Below are 17,661 nucleotides of genomic sequence, written 5' to 3'. Positions count from 1 at the left end.
GGAAGGAGCAATTCAGGGAAGGCGTCAGACCGTCCGGCGCAGCAGGCGGGCCATGAAGAAGCCGTCCAGCCCCCCCTTCCCGGCCATCATGCCGGGCAGGGTGCGGACCCAGCCCCGGGGGTCGAACAGCGCCTCGATGCCGGCGATCTCCTCCGGCGCGACGGGGTCGAGCGCCACGTCGGCGCGGCGCGCCAGGAGGGCCTCGATCTGGCGCTCGCCTTCCTCCGGCTCCAGCGAGCAGACGGCATAGACCATCCGCCCGCCGGGCCTCAGCTGGTCCAGCGCGTGGTCGAGCAGCTCGGCCTGCAGGTCGAGGAGCGGCGTCAGGGTGCGCGCGCCCTTCAGGTGCAGCACGTCCGGGTGGCGGCGCAGGGTGCCGGTGGCGGAGCACGGCGCGTCGAGCACAAGGGCATCCAGCGGTGCCGGGGCCTTCCACTTGCGGGCGTCGCGGGCGATGGTCTCGGCTGCAAGGCCGGTGCGCTCCAGGTTCTCCGTCACCCGGCGCAGGCGCGCCTCGGACACGTCCACCGCCGTCACCCGCGCGCCGGCCGCCGCCAGTTGCAGCGTCTTGCCGCCGGGGGCGGCGCACAGGTCGGCAACCGTCTCGCCCGCCGCCACCTGCAGCAGGCGGGCGGGAAGCTGGGCCGCCAGATCCTGCACCCACCACGCGCCCTCGCCGTAGCCGGGCAGCGCCTCCACCTCCTGCCAGTCGGTCAGGCGCACCGTGCCGGGGGCAAGGCGCTCGCCGCCCAGCGCGGGGGCCCAGCGGGCCTCGTCCTCGGGGCTGCGGAACACGATGTCCAGCGGCGCTTCCGCAACGGCCGCCTGCGCAATCGCCGCCACCGCGTCGGCGCCGTAGGCCTCCCGCCAGCGGTCCGCATAGGGCGCGGGCAGCCGGGGCACGGCGGGCAGCGCATGATCTTCCCGAATGAGACGCCCCAGCACGCCATGGACCAGACGGCGCGGTCCCGCCTCCACCAGCGGCAGCGCGGTCGAGACCACCGCATGGGCCGGCGTCTTCAGCACCCACAACTGGGCCAGCGCCATGCGCAGCACCAGCCGCGCCCGGGCATCGTGCGGCAGCGGCTTGCGCGTGCAGGCGTCGATCGCCTGGTCGAAATCCACCATCCAGCGCAGCGTCTGGCTGGCAATGGCGCGGGCCAGCGCGCGGTCCGGCCCCTCCAGCCCCGACAGCGCACGGTCCAGCGCCATGTCGAGCGGGCGATGCTGCCACAGCACGGCAGCAAGCAACTTGAAGGCGCCCCGGCGGGCGGCAAGGCCTGGGATGTTCTCGGTCATTGGGGGGCTTTAGCGCATCGGCCCGGGAGTCGTAAGCCGAATTTCAGGCAAACCAGCCATGCAGGGCGGGGAAAGGGGTGAGCGGGTCTGTGATTTGATTTTATGCAGGAGGGTCGCGGACCCTCCTGCACCTCCCTGACGATTCATCGGGCCGCACCCGGTCATGCCGGACGCGGCCCTTTCAGATCGTCCTTGTGGCAGGGCGCGGGAAACACGGCCCGATCAAACGAAAGGGGGTGTGGGGGTCACAGACCCCCACAATAAAACCATTCCTGAAATGACCCGGACGCCCTCACCCCCACGGCCCGCGCTGCGATCGGTCGGTGGTGCCCAGCGGGTCGAGGGCGGAGCGGCTGCCCTGCGGCCGCGTTTCGTGCTGCCGGGCGGCGGCGGCGGACCAGGCCGCGCGGTCGCCCATGGTTCCGGCCATGGCCTGGAGTGCGGCGATGCGGTTGGCGGTGTTGGGGTGGGTGGAGAACAGGTTGTCCATGCCCCGCTTGGTGAGCGGGTTGATGATGAACAGGTGGGCGGTTGCCGGGTTGGCTTCGGCGGCCGGGTTGGGAATGCGGCTGGCGCCGTGCTGGATCTTGTTCAGCGCCGAGGCCAGCGCGTGCGGGTTGCCGCAGATTTGCGCGCCCATGCGGTCCGCCGCGTATTCGCGGGTGCGGGAGATGGCCATCTGCACCAGCATGGCGGCCAGCGGCGCAAGGATCATCAGCGCCAGCATGGCGATGGGGTTGGGCCGGTCCTCGCCGTCGCGGCTGCCGCCGAACAGGAAGGCGAAGTTGGCCAGCATGGAGATTGCGCCCGCGATGGTGGCGGTGATGGTCATGATGAGCGTGTCGCGGTTCTTGATGTGGCCCAGTTCGTGGGCCATCACGCCCGCCAGCTCCTCGCGGGTGAGCATCTGCATGATGCCGGTGGTGGCGGCGACGGCCGCGTTTTCCGGGTTGCGGCCGGTGGCAAAGGCGTTGGGCTGGGGCGTATCGATGATATAGACCTTGGGCATGGGCATGTTCGCCCGCTGCGCCAGCTCGCGCACCAGCTGGTAGAACTCGGGCGCGCTGCGCTCGTCCACGGGCCGCGCGCCGTGCATCTTCAGCACCATCTTGTCGGCGTTCCAGTAGGCGAAGGCGTTCATGCCCGCGGCGAACAGCAGCGCGATGAAGGCCCCCTGCCCGCCGCCGATCATGAAGCCCGCGGCCATGAACAGGGCCGTCATGGCCGCCAGAAGCATCGCGGTCTTGAAATAGTTCATCGCGTTTTACCCAACCTGAAGTGACGTTTCAGATGTGGCCCAGCTGCCGGATTGGATCAAGGGGCGGCGCGGGAGCTCCGGCCCGCTGCCGGGGCAGTCCGGCGAGCGCCGGGGTTTTGGGCGCGGGTGCGGCATGGTAAGGGGGGCGCACATCAGGGTTGAGGAGAGTGCCATGACCGACAAGCCGCGCGAACAGGAGACCACCCCGCCGCGCCCGGACGGCAGCGAGGCCAGCGAGGCGAAGCCGGAGGCGGTGTTGCCCAGGGAGATCGGCGGGCGCAAGGGGCCCGAGCCCACCCGCTATGGCGACTGGGAGAAGGGCGGCATCTGCACCGACTTCTGACGCCCCGTCTCTGACGCCCGAACGCAACCGGCCCGCGCCAGGGCGCGGGCCGGGGCAAGACGCAACAGGGGAAACGCCGGTCAGGCGCGGCGGCGCCGGCCGAGGCCAAGGCCCAGCAGGCCGAGGCCGAACAGGCCGAGCGTCGCCGGAGCGGGCACCTTGTGCGGGAAGATGAGGCGTTCCATCAGCCAGTCGTAGAAGAAGGCGATGCTGGTATCGCCGGCGATTTCACCGAACGAGGAGTCGCCGCCGCAGGTGACGTCCACCGGATTGACGATCTCCGGGTTGGAGGGGCTGGCGATGCCGTCGCACCAGAGGGTGCTGAGGGTCACGCCGAAGGAGTGCACGCCCGCCAGCAGGCCGTCGATGAAGGCGCCGCCGCCGGAATCGCCGCCGGCGATCAGCACCTCGTCGAGGCCGAGGCCGAGGTCCGGCGCCAGGCCCTGGTCCACCAGAATCTGGTAGAGGCCGTTGCCCAGATAGATTTCAGGGCTCAGCCACCAGGCGAAGGCGTTGTGCTCCGGCGTGCCGTCGTCGAAGTCGTACAGCAGGTGTGCGCCCGCGAGGCCGACGCCGAACAGGGTCTCCAGATCGAACTCGTACAGGTTCTTGCCGATGCGGCCGTTGGTCAGGTTGTCGAGGCCGAAGGTGTCGTTGGTGCCGTCGCCGTTGCCGGTGGTGCCGTAGCTGATGTGGGTGGCCACCTGGCCGATGGCGTTGCCGTTGTAGAGGCCGTAGATCTTGGTTCCCGCCGGCACCGGCTCGCTCAGGGTGATGATGGCGATGTCGCCGGTGGCGAAGGCGCCTTGCGCGGGCGATCCCACCACCGGGTCGAAGTAGAGCGGGTGGATTTCATAGCTGGCGGCGGTGATCGGTGATCCGCCAAAGCCGCCCAGATAGACCCGGGTCGGGTCCGTGGTGCCGTATTCGCCGCTGCGCGGATCATGGGTGTCCACGCAGTGGGCGGCGGTGATGATCTGGGTCGGCGAGACCACCGTGCCCGAACAGTAGTAGGCGAGGCTGGAGTCCTTGAGCGGGGTTTGCAGCACCACCGTGCCGTTGCGCTCGGCGGAACTGGGGAGATAGCGCGGATCAAGGTAATTGCCGGCCGTCTTGAGCAGCGGCTTGGCGCTGGCGGCGGCCAGCGGAAGCGCCTGGGCCTCGGGTGTGGAAACAACGGTGCTGCCGGCAATGGCGACAACACCCAGACTGACGCCAACGCAAAGGGAAGCGAGAACGTTTTTCATGAAAAACCCCCTGCGAAAGGAAACAGGCAGGCGGGCCTGCCCGGGAGGACCGCACCCCTGCGGCCTCTTCTGCAGGAAGGAATTCAAGAATCGCGCCAAAATTTAAGATTTTGTAATGAAACAATATATGGAGTCATGGTTTCCGAGTCTGTAAGTAATCTCGACGTATATTCGGGATGTATTCTATATATGTTTTATAGATTTCATGTTCTTTAAATGGATTATATATTGCCTGTGGCAATTTGTTCTGTGGATTGCGGTGTCCTTTCTTGATCTCCGGGGGCTGAAAAAGATCGCCGCTTCCGGGGGAGGAAGCGGCGGCCATCGAGGCGAAGCCGGAGGCGGTGTTGCCCAAGGCGATCGGCGGGCGCAAGGGGCCCGAGCCCACCCGCTATAGCGACTGGGAGAGGGGTGGCATCTGCACCGATTTCTGACGCCCCGTATCTGACGCCTGAACGCAACCGGCCCGCGCCAGGGCGTGGGCCGGGGCAAGACGCAACAGGGGAAACGCCGGTCAGGCGCGGCGGCGCCGGCCGAGGCCAAGGCCCAGCAGGCCGAAGCCGATCAGGCCGAGCGTGGCCGGAGCCGGGATCTCCACGGGGAAGATCAGCCGGGCCATCAGCCAGTCGTAGAAGAAGGCGATGCTGGTATCGCCGGCGAGCTCACCGAACGAGGAGTCGAGAGCGCAGGTCATGTCGGGCGCGTTGACGTATTCACCGTTCCTGGGGTCTCCGTCGCACCACTGTTCGGCCAGAGAGATGCCGAAGGAGTGAACGCCGGCGAGCAACCCGTCGATGAAGGCGCCGCCGCCGGAATCGTTGTGGGCCATCATCACCTCGTCGAGGCCGAAGCCGAGGTCCGGCGCCAGGCTCTGATCCACGATCACCTCGTAGAGACCGCCGCCAAGAGATCGCTCGAGCGGGCTCAGCCACCAGGCCAGGGCGTTGTGCTCCGGTGTGCCGTCATCGAAGTCATAGATCAGATGCGCGCCTTCGAGGCCGAACTCGAAGGCGTTGTACAGGTCGATCTCGTAGAGGTTCTGGCCGATGCGGCCCCGTGTCAGGCTGTCCTCGGGGGTGAAGCTTTCCTCGGTGCCGTCACCGTTGCCGGTGGTGCCATAGCTGATGTGCGTGGCCACCTTGCCGATGGGGTCGCCGTTGTAGAGGCCGTAGATCTTCGTGCCGGCGGGCACCGGTTCGCTCAGGGTGACGATGGCGATGTCGCCGGCGGCGAATGCACCCAACTTCGGAGTGCCGATTTCCGGGTCGAAGTAAAACGGGTGGATCTCGTAGCTCGCGGCCGTGATCATCTGGCCGCCGAGACCACCCAGATAGACGCGGGTGGTGCCCGTGAGGCCATAGTCGGGGCTGCGGGGATCCTGGCTTTCCACGCAGTGGGCTGCGGTGACGATCTGGGTCGGCGAGACCACAGTGCCTGAGCAATAGTGGGCCAGATCGGTGCCCAGGATGGGCGATTGCAGCACCACCGTGCCGTTGCGCTGCTGCTCGGTCGGAATGTAACGCGCGTTCTGATAGTGTCCCGCCGTCTTCAGAAGGAGCCGCGCGTTGGCGGCGCTGAGTGGAACTGCGTTCGCCTCGGACGTAAACACAACCGTACTGCCTGCGATGGCGGCAAGACCAAGGCTTGCTCCAGTGCAAAGGGAAACGAGAAGCTTCTTCATGTTCAATTTTCCCCTCCCCAGCTGTTCGGTGTTCCACATTTCCGGGCCGGGAGAGGCTGTCAGGCCTGATCAGCCGAACCGCATCTGCAGCGGCCCGCAGGGAGGGATTCAAGAATCGGACCAAAATTACATCATTAGAATTAAACGAAAAAATATAGAATGAATATCTAAAATGTAGGAAATTCCGACAATCCGGACGCAAATGAAGACCGCCGCCCGGAGTGCGGGCGGCGGTCCTGTGCGACGCAGATATGTGTCCTGTGCGACGCACGTCTGTGTCTTGTGAACGCGGTTTCCGGCCCGTCGTCAGGCGGCGGACGATCGTTTCCGGTCCGCCACCAGCGTGTCCACCACGCCGGGGTCGGCCAGCGTCGAGGTGTCGCCCAGGTTGGAGAGGTCATTCTCCGCGATCTTGCGCAGGATGCGGCGCATGATCTTGCCCGAGCGGGTCTTGGGCAGGCCGGGGGCGAACTGGAGCTGGTCGGGAACGGCAATGGCGCCGATCTCGCGGCGCACGTGGGCCTTGAGGTCGGCCAGCAGGGCGTCGGACGGCTCGACCCCCGCCACCAGCGTCACGTAGGCGTAGATGCCCTGGCCCTTGATGTCGTGCGGGAAGCCCACCACTGCCGCCTCCGCCACCTTGGGGTGGCTGACCAGGGCGGATTCGATCTCCGCCGTGCCCATGCGGTGGCCGGAGACATTGAGCACGTCATCGACGCGCCCGGTGATCCAGTAGTAGCCGTCCTCGTCGCGGCGGCAGCCGTCGCCGGTGAAGTAGACGCCCTTGTAGGTGCTGAAATAGGTCTGCTCGAAGCGGGCGTGGTCGCCATAGACCGTGCGCATCTGGCCGGGCCAGCTGTCGGTGAGGATGAGGTTGCCCGACACCGCCCCTTCCAGCACCTTGCCCTCTCCGTCCACCAGCGCGGGCTTCACGCCGAAGAAGGGCTTGGTCGCCGAGCCGGGCTTGAGCGCCATGGCGCCCGGCAGCGGCGTGATCATGGCGCCGCCGGTTTCGGTCTGCCACCAGGTATCGACGATGGGCAGCCGCCCCTCGCCCACCACGCGGTGGTACCACAGCCAGGCCTCCGGGTTGATGGGCTCGCCCACCGTGCCCAGCAGGCGCAGGGACTTGCGGCTGTGCCGCTTCACCGGCTCCTCTCCTTCGCGCATCAGGGCGCGAATGGCGGTGGGGGCGGTGTAGAAGATGTTGACCTTGTGCTTGTCCACCACCTGCCAGAAGCGGTCGCAGTCGGGATAGTTGGGCACACCCTCGAACATGAGCGTGGTCGCGCCGTTGGCGAGCGGCCCGTAGACCACGTAGCTGTGGCCGGTCACCCAGCCCACGTCCGCCGTGCACCAGAAGATCTCGCCCTCCCGGTAGTCGAACACGTAGAGGTGGGTCATGGCGGCCCACAGCAGATAGCCGCCCGTGGTGTGCAGCACGCCCTTCGGCTTGCCGGTGGAGCCGGAGGTGTAGAGGATGAACAGCGGGTCCTCCGCGTTCATCGGCTCGGGCGCGCAGGTGGCGGGCACGGTCTCGGCCATGTCGTGGAACCAGCGGTCCCGGGTCGTGTTCCAGGGGATCTGCCCGCCGGTGCGGCGCACCACCAGCACGTTCTTGACCTGCGGGCAGTGCTCCAGCGCCTTGTCCACATTGGCCTTGAGCGGGATCACCTTGCCGCCGCGCAGGCCTTCGTCCGCGGTGATGACAAGCTGGGAGTCGCAATCCTGGATGCGCCCGGCCAGCGCCTCGGGCGAGAAGCCGCCGAACACCACCGAGTGGATGGCCCCGATGCGGGCGCAGGCCAGCATGGCGTAGGCGGCCTCGGGGATCATGGGCATGTAGATGGTGACGCGGTCGCCCTTCTTCACGCCCAGCTCGCGGATGACGTTGGCCATGCGGCACACGTCGTCATGGAGCTGCTGATAGGTGATGCGGCGCTCCTCCTCCGGGCTGTCGCCTTCCCAGAGAATGGCCGTGTCCAGCGCCTTGCGCGGCAGGTGCCGGTCGATGCAGTTGGCGCTGACGTTGAGGACGCCGTCCTCGAACCATCTGATGGAGACATCCGGCGCGAACCGGGTGTTCTTGATGCGGGTGGGAAACGTCTCCCACGTGAGCATGCGGGCCTGCTCCGCCCAGAAGCCCTCGGGATCCTCGACGGAGCGGCGGTACATCGCCTCGTATTGCTCCGCCGTGCAGCGCGTCTGCGCCGCGACCCAGTCAGGTACAGGAAACACTTGCGACTCGCTCATTCTCTTTCTTCCCCCGCGTGGCGCGGCTCAGGCTGTTGTGGAACCCGCTCGGATGTTGTTGTGGAACCGCTCAGATGTAGTCTGAAACGCAGTGCTGTCCCCAGTTTCCCGCGAAAAAACACAGGGCGTCAACGGTTGATCTTGCGCCGGGCAGGGCCGCTCGCCATGAGGGGAAAGGTTCCCCGGCGCGGCGCGGCCGTATGCGCGCCGCCGCAAGGGGTCCGGGCCGAATTCAACACTGCGTCCCCGGAGGCTCGAAGGTGGCGGTACGTCTGGCATTTCCCGCATTGCTGCTCGGCAGCGCCATTCTCGCGCTGGCGCCGATGCTGGTCCGTCTCGCCCCGGTCGGCCCGTTGCAGTCCGCCTTCTGGCGGCTGGCCATTGCCGTTCTTCCGCTGCTGCTGCTGGCGCGGCTGATGTCCAACCCCGGCTCCAACGCCGGCTCGGGGGCCGGCTCGGGGGCTGGCGAATCCGGCACGTCCGGCGCGCCGGCGACGGCGGCCCTCACCCGGGCCATGCTGGGCGGCATGGCGGTGGCGGGCCTGTTCTTCGCGGCGGACCTCATCGTCTGGCACCTGGGCATCGTGCGCACCACCATCGCCAACGCCTCCCTGTTCGGCAACATGGCCAGCTTCATGATGATGGCCTATGGCATCGTCGTGCTCAGCCTGAAGCCGACGCGCCGGCAGGCGGCGGCCATGGCGCTGGCCGTGACCGGCGCGCTGTGCCTGTTCGGCGCCAGCGCCGAGCTTTCCCTGCGGCACCTGACGGGCGATCTGATGTGCCTGATGGCGGCGGTGTTCTACACCGGCTACCTCATCTCCATCGGCAAGGCGCGCGCCGCCCTCTCCGCCCCCGCCGTGCTGGCGGGCAGCTCGCTCGCGGGCACCCTTGTCATCCTGCCGGTGGTGATGCTGTCGCCCGAGCCGCTGGCCCCCGCCACCCTTGAGGGCTGGGTGCCGCTGCTGGTGCTGGGCCTTGGCGGCCAGGTGATCGGCCAGGGGCTCATCGTCTTTGCGCTGGCGCACCTGTCGCCCTCGGTCAGCGGCATCGGCCTTCTCTCCCAGCCGGTGCTGGCGGCGCTTATCGGCTGGCTGGCCTTCGGCGAGATCATGGGGCCGCTGGAGATGGTGGGCGCGGCCCTCATCCTGGTGGCGCTGCTCAGTCAGTCGCTTCCAGCCAGACCTGCCCGCCAGCCCGCCGAATAGGCACCGCCTTCAGGGACCGGCCCCGGCAGGGCCCGGCGGTGCACAGGCCGGTCGCCGGGTCGAACAGCGCGCCGTGGGTGGCGCAGATGAGATGCCGCCCATCGGTGGTGAACACCCGGCCTGGCACCAGATCGAGCGGCGTGCCCACATGGGGGCAGACGTTGCGGAAGGCGCGGATCTCTCCCTCCCAGCGGTAGAGCAGCACCGTACCCCCGGCGGTCGGCACCGGCAGGGCGCGCCCCTCGGGAATCTGTTCCTCCCGTGCGACGGGCGGGGGCTCTGCGACGTGATCGGGCTTGGGGTCGGTCATGCCATTGGTGTACCGTTCGGCTCTCTGCCCAACAAGCGAGGTTTGTCTCCGTGCGCGTCCACTGGCGGCTTTCGTCCCTGCTCCCGTCCCTGCCCCTGACGTTGTCCCTGCCGGTTGCCGGTCTGGCCCTGCTCGCCGGCTGCGAGCGCACGCCCGAGCCCGCGCCGGTGCGCTATGCGCTGGACGGCACCTGGGCCTGGGCGAGCGAGCTGAACTGCTATGGCAACGAGAACACCATCGTCTTTGCCGGGCAGCGCATCCAGGTGTTCGAGGACGGCGAGGCCAAGGTGGAGGTCACCAACGCCCGGCGGCAGGAGGAGGTGCAGGACGGCCGGCCGCTGCTCACCGTCCGGTACGAACTGGCGGGGCGGCATTTCGAGGAGCGCTACCTGGCGCTGGACGCCAACACCCTGCAACCGCTGGAGACGGCGGTGGACGGCAAGCCCCAGATCTCGGCGGGCAGCGACAAGCGGCTGCTGCGCTGCCCGGCCGCCGCGCTGGCGCCTGCCCCGGCCCCGGCTCCGGCTCCGGCTCCCTGAGGGCCCCGCGCCCGCTCAGGCGGTGACGACCACCACGCCGTCCTCGTCCGCCACCACATGGTCGCCGGGGCGGATGGTGACGCCGTTGATGTTCACCTCGGCGTTGAGGGTGCCCTCGCCCCGCTTGAGGGGCGGGCGCGGGCAGGTGCCGAGCGCCTTGATGCCCACGGCCTGGCTGGCCATCTCGACGGAATCGCGCACCACGCCGAACACAACCACACCGGCCCAGCCGTTGCGCGCGGCCAGGGCGGCGAGATTGCCGCCCACCATGGCGCAGCGGCGCCCGCCGCCGTTGTCCACCACCAGCACCCGCCCCTCGCCCGGCTGTTCGAGCTGGGCGCGCACAAGGCTGTTGTCATCGCGGGTGGCAACGGTCACCGCCGGGCCGGAGAAGCGCCGCAGCGCGCCATAGTCCCGCCAGTCGAGCGCCAGCACCAGCGCCCTGTCGCCAAGGGCGTCGCACAGGTCGGCGGTTATGCCGGGCAGTCGTTCCATCGCGCAGCTCCCCCTGATTTTTTATTGCGTTGCACAAAGGGTACCGCTGCCTCGGAGGGAAGGCAAAGGCGCCAGGCGCGAGACACCGGGGGAACAGGCGGGAAAAGACCCGAAAAAGACCGGCCGCGCGGGGGCGCGGCCGGCTTTGTCGTCCCTTTTCAGGGCCCTTTTCGGGGTCGGGGGTGTCCGGTTACTCGGCGGCGGGCTTGAACTGGGCCGCCTCGGTCGACTCTTTCAGTGCCGTGGTGGACGATTCGCCGCCCGCGATGGCGACGGCCACCTGATCGAAGTAGCCGGTGCCCACCTCGCGCTGGTGGCGGGTGGCGGTGTAGCCGTACTTCTCCGAGGCGAACTCGGCCTGTTGCAGCTCGGAATAGGCCGCCATGCCGCGGTCGCGGTAGCCGCGGGCCAGCTCGAACATGCTGTGGTTGAGGCTGTGGAAGCCCGCCAGCGTCACGAACTGGAACTTGTAGCCCATCGCGCCCAGCTCGCGCTGGAACTTCGCGATGGTGTCCTTGTCCAGATTCGCCTCCCAGTTGAACGAGGGCGAGCAGTTATAGGCCAGCAGCTTGTTCGGATATTCCTTCTTCACCGCCTCGGCGAACTGGCGCGCCTCATCGAGGTTCGGGTGGCTGGTCTCCCACCACAGCAGGTCCGCGTACTCGGCGAACGAGAGGCCGCGCTTGATGCAGTGCTGGAGGCCGGTGCCCTCCTTCAGGCGGAAGAAGCCCTCCGCCGTGCGCTCGCCGGTCAGGAACTCGCGGTCGCGCTCGTCCACGTCCGAGGTGATGAGCCGGGCCGATTCCGCATCGGTGCGGGCAATGATCACGGTCGGCACGCCGCAGATGTCCGCCGCCAGACGCGCCGCGTTCAGGTTGCGGATGTGCGCCTGGGTCGGGATCAGCACCTTGCCGCCCAGATGGCCGCACTTCTTCTCGGAGGCCAGCTGGTCCTCGAAGTGGACGCCCGCCGCGCCCGCCTCGATGAACGCCTTCATGATCTCGTGCGCGTTGAGCGGGCCGCCGAAGCCCGCTTCCGCATCGGCCACGATGGGGGCGAACCAGTCCCGCTTCGCGCCGCCCTCGGCGTGCTCGATCTGGTCGGCGCGCTGGAGCGTCCTGTTGATGCGGCGCACCAGCTCCGGCGCGGCGTTGGCCGGGTAGAGCGACTGGTCCGGGTACATCTGGCCGGCGGTGTTGTTGTCCGCCGCCACCTGCCAGCCGGAGAGGTAGATGGCCTTCAGCCCTGCGCGCACCATCTGCATCGCCTGGTTGCCGGAGAGGGCGCCCAGCGCGTTGATGTAATCCTCGGTGTGCAGCAGCTCCCACAGCTTGACCGAGGTGCGCTCGGCCAGGGTGTGGGCAATCCGCACCGAGCCGCGCAGCCGCTCCGCATCGGCGGGCGTGTAGTTGCGCTTGATGCCGTCAAACCGGCCCTTCGGGGCCGAGGGGACCAGTTCCTCGAAGCTGGTAGCAGTCATGTTGCGTCCCTTCCCTGCGTGTGTAAATTTTTACAAAATAGGCTTTCGACCCAAGTTGCGCGTCGAGTCTTTGACAGACTTCCTCAGCGCCGGGGCTGATGTTTGTGTGCCTGTCAAACAAGTTCTTGCCTTGGTTTGCGTGAGTCTGTATCGAATTACAAGCAGATGGGTCGCCGAAAAGTGTGACCTTGTATTCACGAGCGTGAGTTCAATTGGTCAAACTGTAAAGATTTGTAAAATGGCACTGGCGGTCTCAACGGAACGAAAACTCTTTGCTGGCCCGCGCCTGCGGCGGCTGCGCGCCCAGCTCGGCCTCACCCAAAGCCGCATGGCGGAAGAGCTGGGGGTCTCGGTCAGCTACCTGAACCTGATCGAGCGCAACCAGCGGCCCCTGACCGCCCAGTTCCTGCTGCGGCTGGCGGAGGTGTTCAATCTGGACCTGCGCCAGCTCACCGGCGACGCGGACGACCGCACCCTCGCGGACGTGGGCGAGGTGCTGGCGGACGGGCTGTTCCGCAATCTGGAGGTGAGCCGCAACGAGGTGAGCGACTTCGTGCAGAGCTTCCCCGCCATGGCGCAGGCGCTCACCCGCCTCTACGGCCTCTACCGCGACCGCGCCGACGCGGCGGTGGCGGATGCGGGCGGCGCGGGATCGGACGGGCGCGGCCAGGCGGATGCGGCCGGGCCGCTGGAGCGGGTGCGCGACATCATCCAGGAGCGGCGCAACCACTTCCCCGAGCTGGACGAGAAGGCGGAGGCCATCGCCGAGGAGCTGCGCCTCCACAGCGAGGACCTGTTCGCGGCGCTGCGGGACCGGCTGCGGACCAAGCACGGCATCAGCGTGCGGATCCTGCCGGTGGACGTGCTCCCCGAGTCGCTGCGCCGGTATGACTACCACCGCCGCCAGCTCCAGCTCTCCGAGCTGCTGGAGCCCGCCAGCCGGGCGTTCCACGCCGCCTACCAGCTGGCCTACGCCGAGGCGCGGCAGGACATGGACCGGATCATCGCCGGGGCCGGGCTGGAGGACGGCCCCGCCCAGCAACTGCTGCGGGTGAACCTCGCCAACTACTTCGCGGCGGCGGTGATGATGCCCTACGGGCGCTTCCTCGCGGCGGCGGAGCAGCTGAACTACGACCTGACCCTGCTGTGCGCCCGCTTCGGCACCAGCTACGAGCAGGTGTGCCACCGCCTCACCACCCTCCAGCGCCCGGGCGCGCGCGGCGTGCCGTTCTTCCTCATCCGGGTGGACCAGGCGGGCAACGTCTCCAAGCGCTACTCGGCGGGGCGGTTCCACTTCTCCAAGTTCGGCGGCACCTGCCCGCTGTGGTCGCTGCACGCCACCTTCCGCGCGCCGGGCCAGATCCTCACCGAAGTGGTGGAGATGCCCGACGGCACCCGCTACTTCTCCATCGCCCGCACGGTGCGCACCCACGTGAACGGCTGGGGCAACATCGAGCCCCAGTTCGCCATCGGCCTCGGCTGCGAGCTGAAATACGCCCGCCAGCTGGTCTACAGCCGGGGGATCGACCTCGATAACCCCAACGCCACGCCCATCGGCGTCAACTGCGCCCTGTGCGAGCGCGAAGCCTGCCGCCAGCGCAGCCAGCCGCCGCTGTCCAGAACCCTCATCATCGACGAGCGATCGCGGGGCGCGACCCCCTATCGCTTCGCCGAACCCGGAATGCCGGCGCCCCTGCCCCGCTGACGCTGATCGCCGATCGGGGGGCGCCGTCACCAGACCATGTACGGAAGAAGAAGGAGGCTTTGATGTCCGTGCCAGGCGTCCAGATCACCGGCCCCATGAAACCGGGCTATGAAACCATCCTGACGGACGAGGCCGTCGCCTTCCTCGCCGGTCTGCACCGCCGGTTCGAAGCGACGCGCCGGGAGCGGCTCGCCGCCCGCGCCGCCCTGCAGCAGCGGCTGGACGCGGGCGAGAAGCTCGGCTTCCTGCCGGAGACCGCCGCCGTGCGCGGCGCGCCCTGGAAGATCGGGGCCATTCCCGCCGATCTCACCGACCGCCGGGTGGAAATCACCGGGCCGGTGGACCGCAAGATGGTCATCAACGCGCTGAACTCGGGCGCGAAGTGCTACATGGCCTGCTTCGAGGATGCCTCGACCCCGGCGTGGGAGATCATGGTGGAGGGCCAGATCAACCTGCGCGACGCGGTCAACGGCACCATCCAGCTGACGGACGAGAACTCCGGCAAGGAATACCGGCTCAACACGGAAACGGCGACCCTCATCGCCCGCCCGCGCGGCTGGCACCTCCTCGAGAAACACGTCTACGTGGACGGGGAGCCCATCGCCGGCGCGCTGTTCGACTTCGGCCTCTACTTCTTTCACAACGCCCGGGCGCTGCTGGCCAAGGGCTCCGGCCCCTACTTCTACCTGCCCAAGCTCGAACACTATCTGGAAGCGCGGCTGTGGAACGACGTGTTCATCCACGCCCAGTCCGCGCTCGGCCTGCCGGCCGGCACCATCAAGGCGACCGTGCTCATCGAAACCCTGCCCGCCGCCTTCCAGACGGAAGAAATCCTGTGGGAGCTGCGCGAGCACATCGTCGCGCTCAACTGCGGCCGGTGGGACTACATCTTCAGCTACATCAAGCGCCAGCGCACTGACCCGGCCGCCGTGCTGCCGGACCGCGCCGCCGTCACCATGACCGTGCCGTTCATGCGCAACTACTCGCTGCACACCATCCGCACCTGCCACCTGCACGGGGCCTACGCCATGGGCGGCATGTCCGCCTTCATCCCCGTGAAGAACGACGAGGCGAAGAACGCGGCGGCCTTCGAGCAGGTGCGCAAGGACAAGGAACGCGAGGCGACGGACGGCCACGACGGCACCTGGGTCGCCCACCCCGGCCTCGTGCCGGTGGCGATGGAGGTGTTCGACCGCATCATGCCCGGCCCCAACCAGCTGGCGAAGATCCCGGACGTGAACGTGACAGCGGCTGACCTGCTGACGCCCTCCGAAGGGCCCAAGACGCTGCAAGGCCTCGCCATGAACATCAACGTGGGGCTGGGCTACATCGCCTCCTGGCTGCGAGGCCAGGGCGCGGCCCCGCTCCACAACCTGATGGAGGACGCCGCCACCGCCGAGATCAGCCGCACCCAGGTCTGGCAATGGCGCAAGACCAGAACCCGCCTCGACAGCGGCGAACTGGTGGACGACGCCCTCATCGAAACCGTGATCGAACAGCAGCTCGACGGCTGGCGACAGGCGGTGGGCGACAACTTCTTCGCCTCCGGCCGCTTCCTCGACGCCGCCGAACTGATGCGGGAGATGATCTTCGCCGAGGAATGCCCGGAATTCCTCACCTTGCCTGCCTACGACCGCTACTTCGCAGCCTGAGGGCAAACGCCCGGAGGGGGATGCCCTCCGGGCCTGTTTGTTCTGGATGTTCAAAAGGATGCGAGGGACTCAGTCCCTCGCGCTCCCTTTCGTTTCAACGGACGCACCCGGTCATGCGGCCGTGCCTGCTGGATTTCGAGGTCATAGGGACGTGTGTCCGAAGGGCTCTGGAAACACGGCCCGATGAAACGAACGGCACCAGTCCTGCCCGTCGCACGTCCCCGGAAAAACGAATGGGGGATTGTTAAGGGGGACTAGTCCCCCTTAACACTGGCCTGTGATTTCAAAAGGGGGCGTGGCGATGCCGCCGGTGACAGTTCGGCTTCTGGGGGCGCGGCGGTTTGCGCCGTTGTTTGCCACCCAGTTTTTGGGGGCGTTCAACGACAACCTCTATCGCACGGCGATGACGTTTCTCATCGTCTTTCACCTGAAGGCGAGCGATCCGGCGGCGGGTGCGGCGCTGGCGACGGTGGCGGCGGGTTTGTTCATCCTGCCCTACTTCCTGTTCTCGGCGCTGGCGGGGCAGTTGGCGGACGTGCGGGACAAGGCGTGGGTCGCCCGCATGGTGAAGGTGGCGGAGGTGGCCATCATGGCTGCGGGCGCGTTCGCGCTGACCCACGATTCCATCCCGCTCCTCCTGTTCATCCTGTTCCTGATGGGGGTGCACTCGGCCTTCTTCGGGCCGATGAAGTATTCCATCCTGCCCCAGCATCTGGTCGCGCGTGAGTTGCTGGCGGGCACCGGGCTGGTCGAGGCGGGCACGTTCCTTGCCATCCTGTTCGGGCAGATTCTGGGGGGCCTGTTCACGCCGGTGCAGGCGGCCTGGGGCGTGGTGGCGGTGGCGCTGCTGGGCCTTGCCGCCAGCTGGGCCATTCCCCCGGCCCCGCCGCTGGTGGCGAACGGCCGCCTCAGCTGGAATCTGGCGGCCGAGACGGTCAAGCTCATGAAGACCGCCCGCGCCAACCGCACGGTGTGGCGGTCCATCCTCGCCCTGTCGTGGTTCTGGGCGCTGGGCACGGTGATGACCGCCCAGCTTGGCCCGCTGGTAAAGGCGGAGCTTGGGGCGTCGCAGACGGTGGCGACGCTGTGCCTTGCCGCCTTCTCGGTGGGCATCGCCGTGGGCTCGGTGCTGATCGGCCGCCTGCTGCGCGGGCGGGTGACGGGCCGCTACTGCGCCGCCAGCATGGCGGTGGTGGCCCTGGCGCTGTTCGATCTGGTGCTGGCGGTGAACGCCTTCCGGCCCGCAGAGGCCGCCGGGGCGCTGTCGCCGCACGCTTTCCTCGCCAGCGCGGGGGCGTGGCGGGTGCTTGCGGACCTCACGATCCTCGCCGTGGCGGGCGGGGCCTACTCCGTGCCGCTCTACGCCCTGATGCAGACCGCCAGCGCGGAAGGCGCGCGCTCCCGCATGGTTGCGGCCAACAACGTGCTCAACGCCGTGTGGATGGTGGCGGCAACCGGGGTCAGCGCCGCCCTGCTGGGCGCGGGCCTGCGTGTCACCCACATCTGCCTGGTGCTTGCCGGGTTCAGCCTGGTGATGGCCGCCTACTGCTGGCGCGGCTTCCGCGCCGGGGAGTGAAAATTGGTGTGAAAATGAAGAGTCCAAGGGGGTCTGTAACCCCCTTGGGAACCCCCTTTCGGTTTATCGGGCCGTGCGCGGGAATGACCGGGAGCAATCCTTGCCAACTCCGGCAAAGCAAAGGGCCGCGCCCCTGGGGAGCGGCACGGCCCGAAAATCGAACAGGGTGCAGGGGACCGAGTCCCCTGCAATAAAATCCCTTCAGGAAACCCTCACCACAGCCAGGCGGCCGGGTTGGCGATCGGCTGCGGCTTCTGCGCCGCCATCAGGGCCTTGATGGTGCGCACGGCGGTCCACACCGCGATCCAGAAGAACCACGCGATCGCGACCGGGATCAGGATGATGGTGAGGCACAGCAGCCCGGCGACGATGCCCTGGAGCACCGCCAGCCAGAAGGTGCGGATGTGGTAGCGGTAGTGGCTGCGCTCCCACTCGGCCGGGCTGTCGCTGCTCCACACATAGGCGAGCACGAGGCCCACCAGCGCGGAGATGCCGGTGATGAAGCCACCCAGATACAGCAGGCTCACAATCGTCGGATTGTTGAGCAGGAAGCCGGAGGAGGGGTTGCGGCCCTCCGGGGAGTAGTTCGGGTTTTCTGCCATGGCGTGTGCCGGC

16 protein-coding genes are annotated in these 17,661 nt (G+C 67.9%); 7 read left to right on the top strand and 9 right to left on the bottom strand.

From position 1 onward, the window contains the following. Positions 1–24 precede the first annotated feature (24 nt). Together ACSJJU_RS04635 and htpX are read right to left on the bottom strand one after the other, a co-directional pair. Positions 25–1,299, bottom strand: coding sequence for an RsmB/NOP family class I SAM-dependent RNA methyltransferase (locus ACSJJU_RS04635; protein ID WP_435914030.1), 1,275 nt, complete (start codon positions 1,297–1,299; stop codon positions 25–27). 292 nt (positions 1,300–1,591) lie between these two features. Further along, entirely contained in the window at positions 1,592–2,557 is a 966-nt protein-coding gene (gene htpX / locus ACSJJU_RS04630) for a zinc metalloprotease HtpX (RefSeq protein WP_435914029.1), read from the bottom strand. A gap of 172 nt (positions 2,558–2,729) precedes the next feature. Between htpX and ACSJJU_RS04625 the strand changes: the two genes are divergently transcribed. Beyond that, a complete protein-coding gene (locus ACSJJU_RS04625; RefSeq protein ID WP_435914028.1) occupies positions 2,730–2,900 on the top strand; it encodes a DUF1674 domain-containing protein in 171 nt (56 codons plus the stop codon). Between the two features lie 80 nt (positions 2,901–2,980). Here the strand turns inward: ACSJJU_RS04625 and ACSJJU_RS04620 are convergent, their stop codons facing one another. Next, on the bottom strand, positions 2,981–4,147 hold the full coding sequence (locus ACSJJU_RS04620; protein ID WP_435914027.1) for a trypsin-like serine protease: 1,167 nt from the start codon (positions 4,145–4,147) through the stop codon (positions 2,981–2,983). 323 nt (positions 4,148–4,470) lie between these two features. On the opposite strand from ACSJJU_RS04620, the gene ACSJJU_RS04615 reads away from it, so the two are divergent. Beyond that, complete coding sequence (locus ACSJJU_RS04615; RefSeq protein WP_435914379.1) at positions 4,471–4,581, top strand: DUF1674 domain-containing protein; 111 nt, start codon at positions 4,471–4,473, stop codon at positions 4,579–4,581. 80 nt (positions 4,582–4,661) lie between these two features. Here the strand turns inward: ACSJJU_RS04615 and ACSJJU_RS04610 are convergent, their stop codons facing one another. Both ACSJJU_RS04610 and acs read right to left on the bottom strand, forming a co-directional pair. After that, entirely contained in the window at positions 4,662–5,828 is a 1,167-nt protein-coding gene (locus tag ACSJJU_RS04610; RefSeq protein ID WP_435914025.1) for a trypsin-like serine protease, read from the bottom strand. Between the two features lie 306 nt (positions 5,829–6,134). Next, positions 6,135–8,081: an acetate--CoA ligase gene (gene acs, locus ACSJJU_RS04605; protein WP_435914024.1), complete on the bottom strand. Its 1,947-nt coding sequence runs from the start codon at positions 8,079–8,081 to the stop codon at positions 6,135–6,137. Positions 8,082–8,341: 260 nt separating this feature from the next. On the opposite strand from acs, the gene ACSJJU_RS04600 reads away from it, so the two are divergent. Continuing rightward, positions 8,342–9,289, top strand: a complete 948-nt coding sequence (locus ACSJJU_RS04600; RefSeq protein WP_435914023.1) for a DMT family transporter — start codon at positions 8,342–8,344, stop codon at positions 9,287–9,289. On the opposite strand, the gene ACSJJU_RS04595 is transcribed toward ACSJJU_RS04600, so the two are convergent. Further along, on the bottom strand, positions 9,243–9,599 hold the full coding sequence (locus ACSJJU_RS04595; RefSeq protein ID WP_435914022.1) for a Rieske (2Fe-2S) protein: 357 nt from the start codon (positions 9,597–9,599) through the stop codon (positions 9,243–9,245). The two genes, ACSJJU_RS04600 and ACSJJU_RS04595, sit on opposite strands and share 47 nt — an antisense overlap. A 50-nt stretch (positions 9,600–9,649) precedes the next feature. Here ACSJJU_RS04595 and ACSJJU_RS04590 point away from each other — a divergent pair, with 50 nt between their 5' ends. Next, a complete protein-coding gene (locus ACSJJU_RS04590) occupies positions 9,650–10,138 on the top strand; it encodes a hypothetical protein (RefSeq protein ID WP_435914021.1) in 489 nt (162 codons plus the stop codon). 15 nt (positions 10,139–10,153) lie between these two features. On the opposite strand, the gene rraA is transcribed toward ACSJJU_RS04590, so the two are convergent. Beyond that, the gene (gene rraA, locus ACSJJU_RS04585; protein WP_435914019.1) at positions 10,154–10,633 is read right to left on the bottom strand and encodes a ribonuclease E activity regulator RraA; all 480 of its coding nucleotides are present in this window, start codon (positions 10,631–10,633) and stop codon (positions 10,154–10,156) included. Between the two features lie 190 nt (positions 10,634–10,823). Further along, a complete protein-coding gene (gene aceA, locus ACSJJU_RS04580) occupies positions 10,824–12,113 on the bottom strand; it encodes an isocitrate lyase (protein WP_435914018.1) in 1,290 nt (429 codons plus the stop codon). A 238-nt stretch (positions 12,114–12,351) separates the two neighbouring features. On the opposite strand from aceA, the gene ACSJJU_RS04575 reads away from it, so the two are divergent. The 3 genes from ACSJJU_RS04575 (at position 12,352) to ACSJJU_RS04565 (ending at position 17,046) form a co-directional block, all read left to right on the top strand. Then, positions 12,352–13,818, top strand: a complete 1,467-nt coding sequence (locus ACSJJU_RS04575; protein WP_435914016.1) for a helix-turn-helix domain-containing protein — start codon at positions 12,352–12,354, stop codon at positions 13,816–13,818. Positions 13,819–13,880: 62 nt separating this feature from the next. Further along, positions 13,881–15,470: a malate synthase A gene (gene aceB / locus ACSJJU_RS04570; RefSeq protein WP_435914014.1), complete on the top strand. Its 1,590-nt coding sequence runs from the start codon at positions 13,881–13,883 to the stop codon at positions 15,468–15,470. A 310-nt stretch (positions 15,471–15,780) separates the two neighbouring features. After that, complete coding sequence (locus ACSJJU_RS04565) at positions 15,781–17,046, top strand: MFS transporter (RefSeq protein WP_435914013.1); 1,266 nt, start codon at positions 15,781–15,783, stop codon at positions 17,044–17,046. 212 nt (positions 17,047–17,258) lie between these two features. Here the strand turns inward: ACSJJU_RS04565 and ACSJJU_RS04560 are convergent, their stop codons facing one another. Next, positions 17,259–17,648 (bottom strand): DUF4870 family protein, encoded by a 390-nt coding sequence (locus tag ACSJJU_RS04560; protein ID WP_435914012.1) that lies wholly within the window; start codon positions 17,646–17,648, stop codon positions 17,259–17,261. Positions 17,649–17,661: the final 13 nt, after the last annotated feature.

Origin of the sequence: Pedomonas sp. V897, from assembly GCF_051304405.1 — a bacterium.
GTDB lineage: Bacteria > Pseudomonadota > Alphaproteobacteria > Sphingomonadales > Sphingomonadaceae > Pedomonas.
This window is presented reverse-complemented; position numbering and strand designations above follow the sequence as displayed.

Excerpts from the sequence above, each read along its gene's own strand:
- ACSJJU_RS04635 (WP_435914030.1), bottom strand. The coding sequence starts at position 1,299 with ATGACCGAGAACATCCCAGGCCTTGCCGCCCGCCGGGGCGCCTTCAAG.
- htpX (WP_435914029.1), bottom strand. The coding sequence starts at position 2,557 with ATGAACTATTTCAAGACCGCGATGCTTCTGGCGGCCATGACGGCCCTG.
- ACSJJU_RS04625 (WP_435914028.1), top strand. The coding sequence starts at position 2,730 with ATGACCGACAAGCCGCGCGAACAGGAGACCACCCCGCCGCGCCCGGAC.
- ACSJJU_RS04620 (WP_435914027.1), bottom strand. The coding sequence starts at position 4,147 with ATGAAAAACGTTCTCGCTTCCCTTTGCGTTGGCGTCAGTCTGGGTGTT.
- ACSJJU_RS04610 (WP_435914025.1), bottom strand. The coding sequence starts at position 5,828 with ATGAAGAAGCTTCTCGTTTCCCTTTGCACTGGAGCAAGCCTTGGTCTT.
- acs (WP_435914024.1), bottom strand. The coding sequence starts at position 8,081 with ATGAGCGAGTCGCAAGTGTTTCCTGTACCTGACTGGGTCGCGGCGCAG.
- ACSJJU_RS04595 (WP_435914022.1), bottom strand. The coding sequence starts at position 9,599 with ATGACCGACCCCAAGCCCGATCACGTCGCAGAGCCCCCGCCCGTCGCA.
- rraA (WP_435914019.1), bottom strand. The coding sequence starts at position 10,633 with ATGGAACGACTGCCCGGCATAACCGCCGACCTGTGCGACGCCCTTGGC.
- aceA (WP_435914018.1), bottom strand. The coding sequence starts at position 12,113 with ATGACTGCTACCAGCTTCGAGGAACTGGTCCCCTCGGCCCCGAAGGGC.
- ACSJJU_RS04575 (WP_435914016.1), top strand. The coding sequence starts at position 12,352 with ATGGCACTGGCGGTCTCAACGGAACGAAAACTCTTTGCTGGCCCGCGC.
- aceB (WP_435914014.1), top strand. The coding sequence starts at position 13,881 with ATGTCCGTGCCAGGCGTCCAGATCACCGGCCCCATGAAACCGGGCTAT.
- ACSJJU_RS04560 (WP_435914012.1), bottom strand. The coding sequence starts at position 17,648 with ATGGCAGAAAACCCGAACTACTCCCCGGAGGGCCGCAACCCCTCCTCC.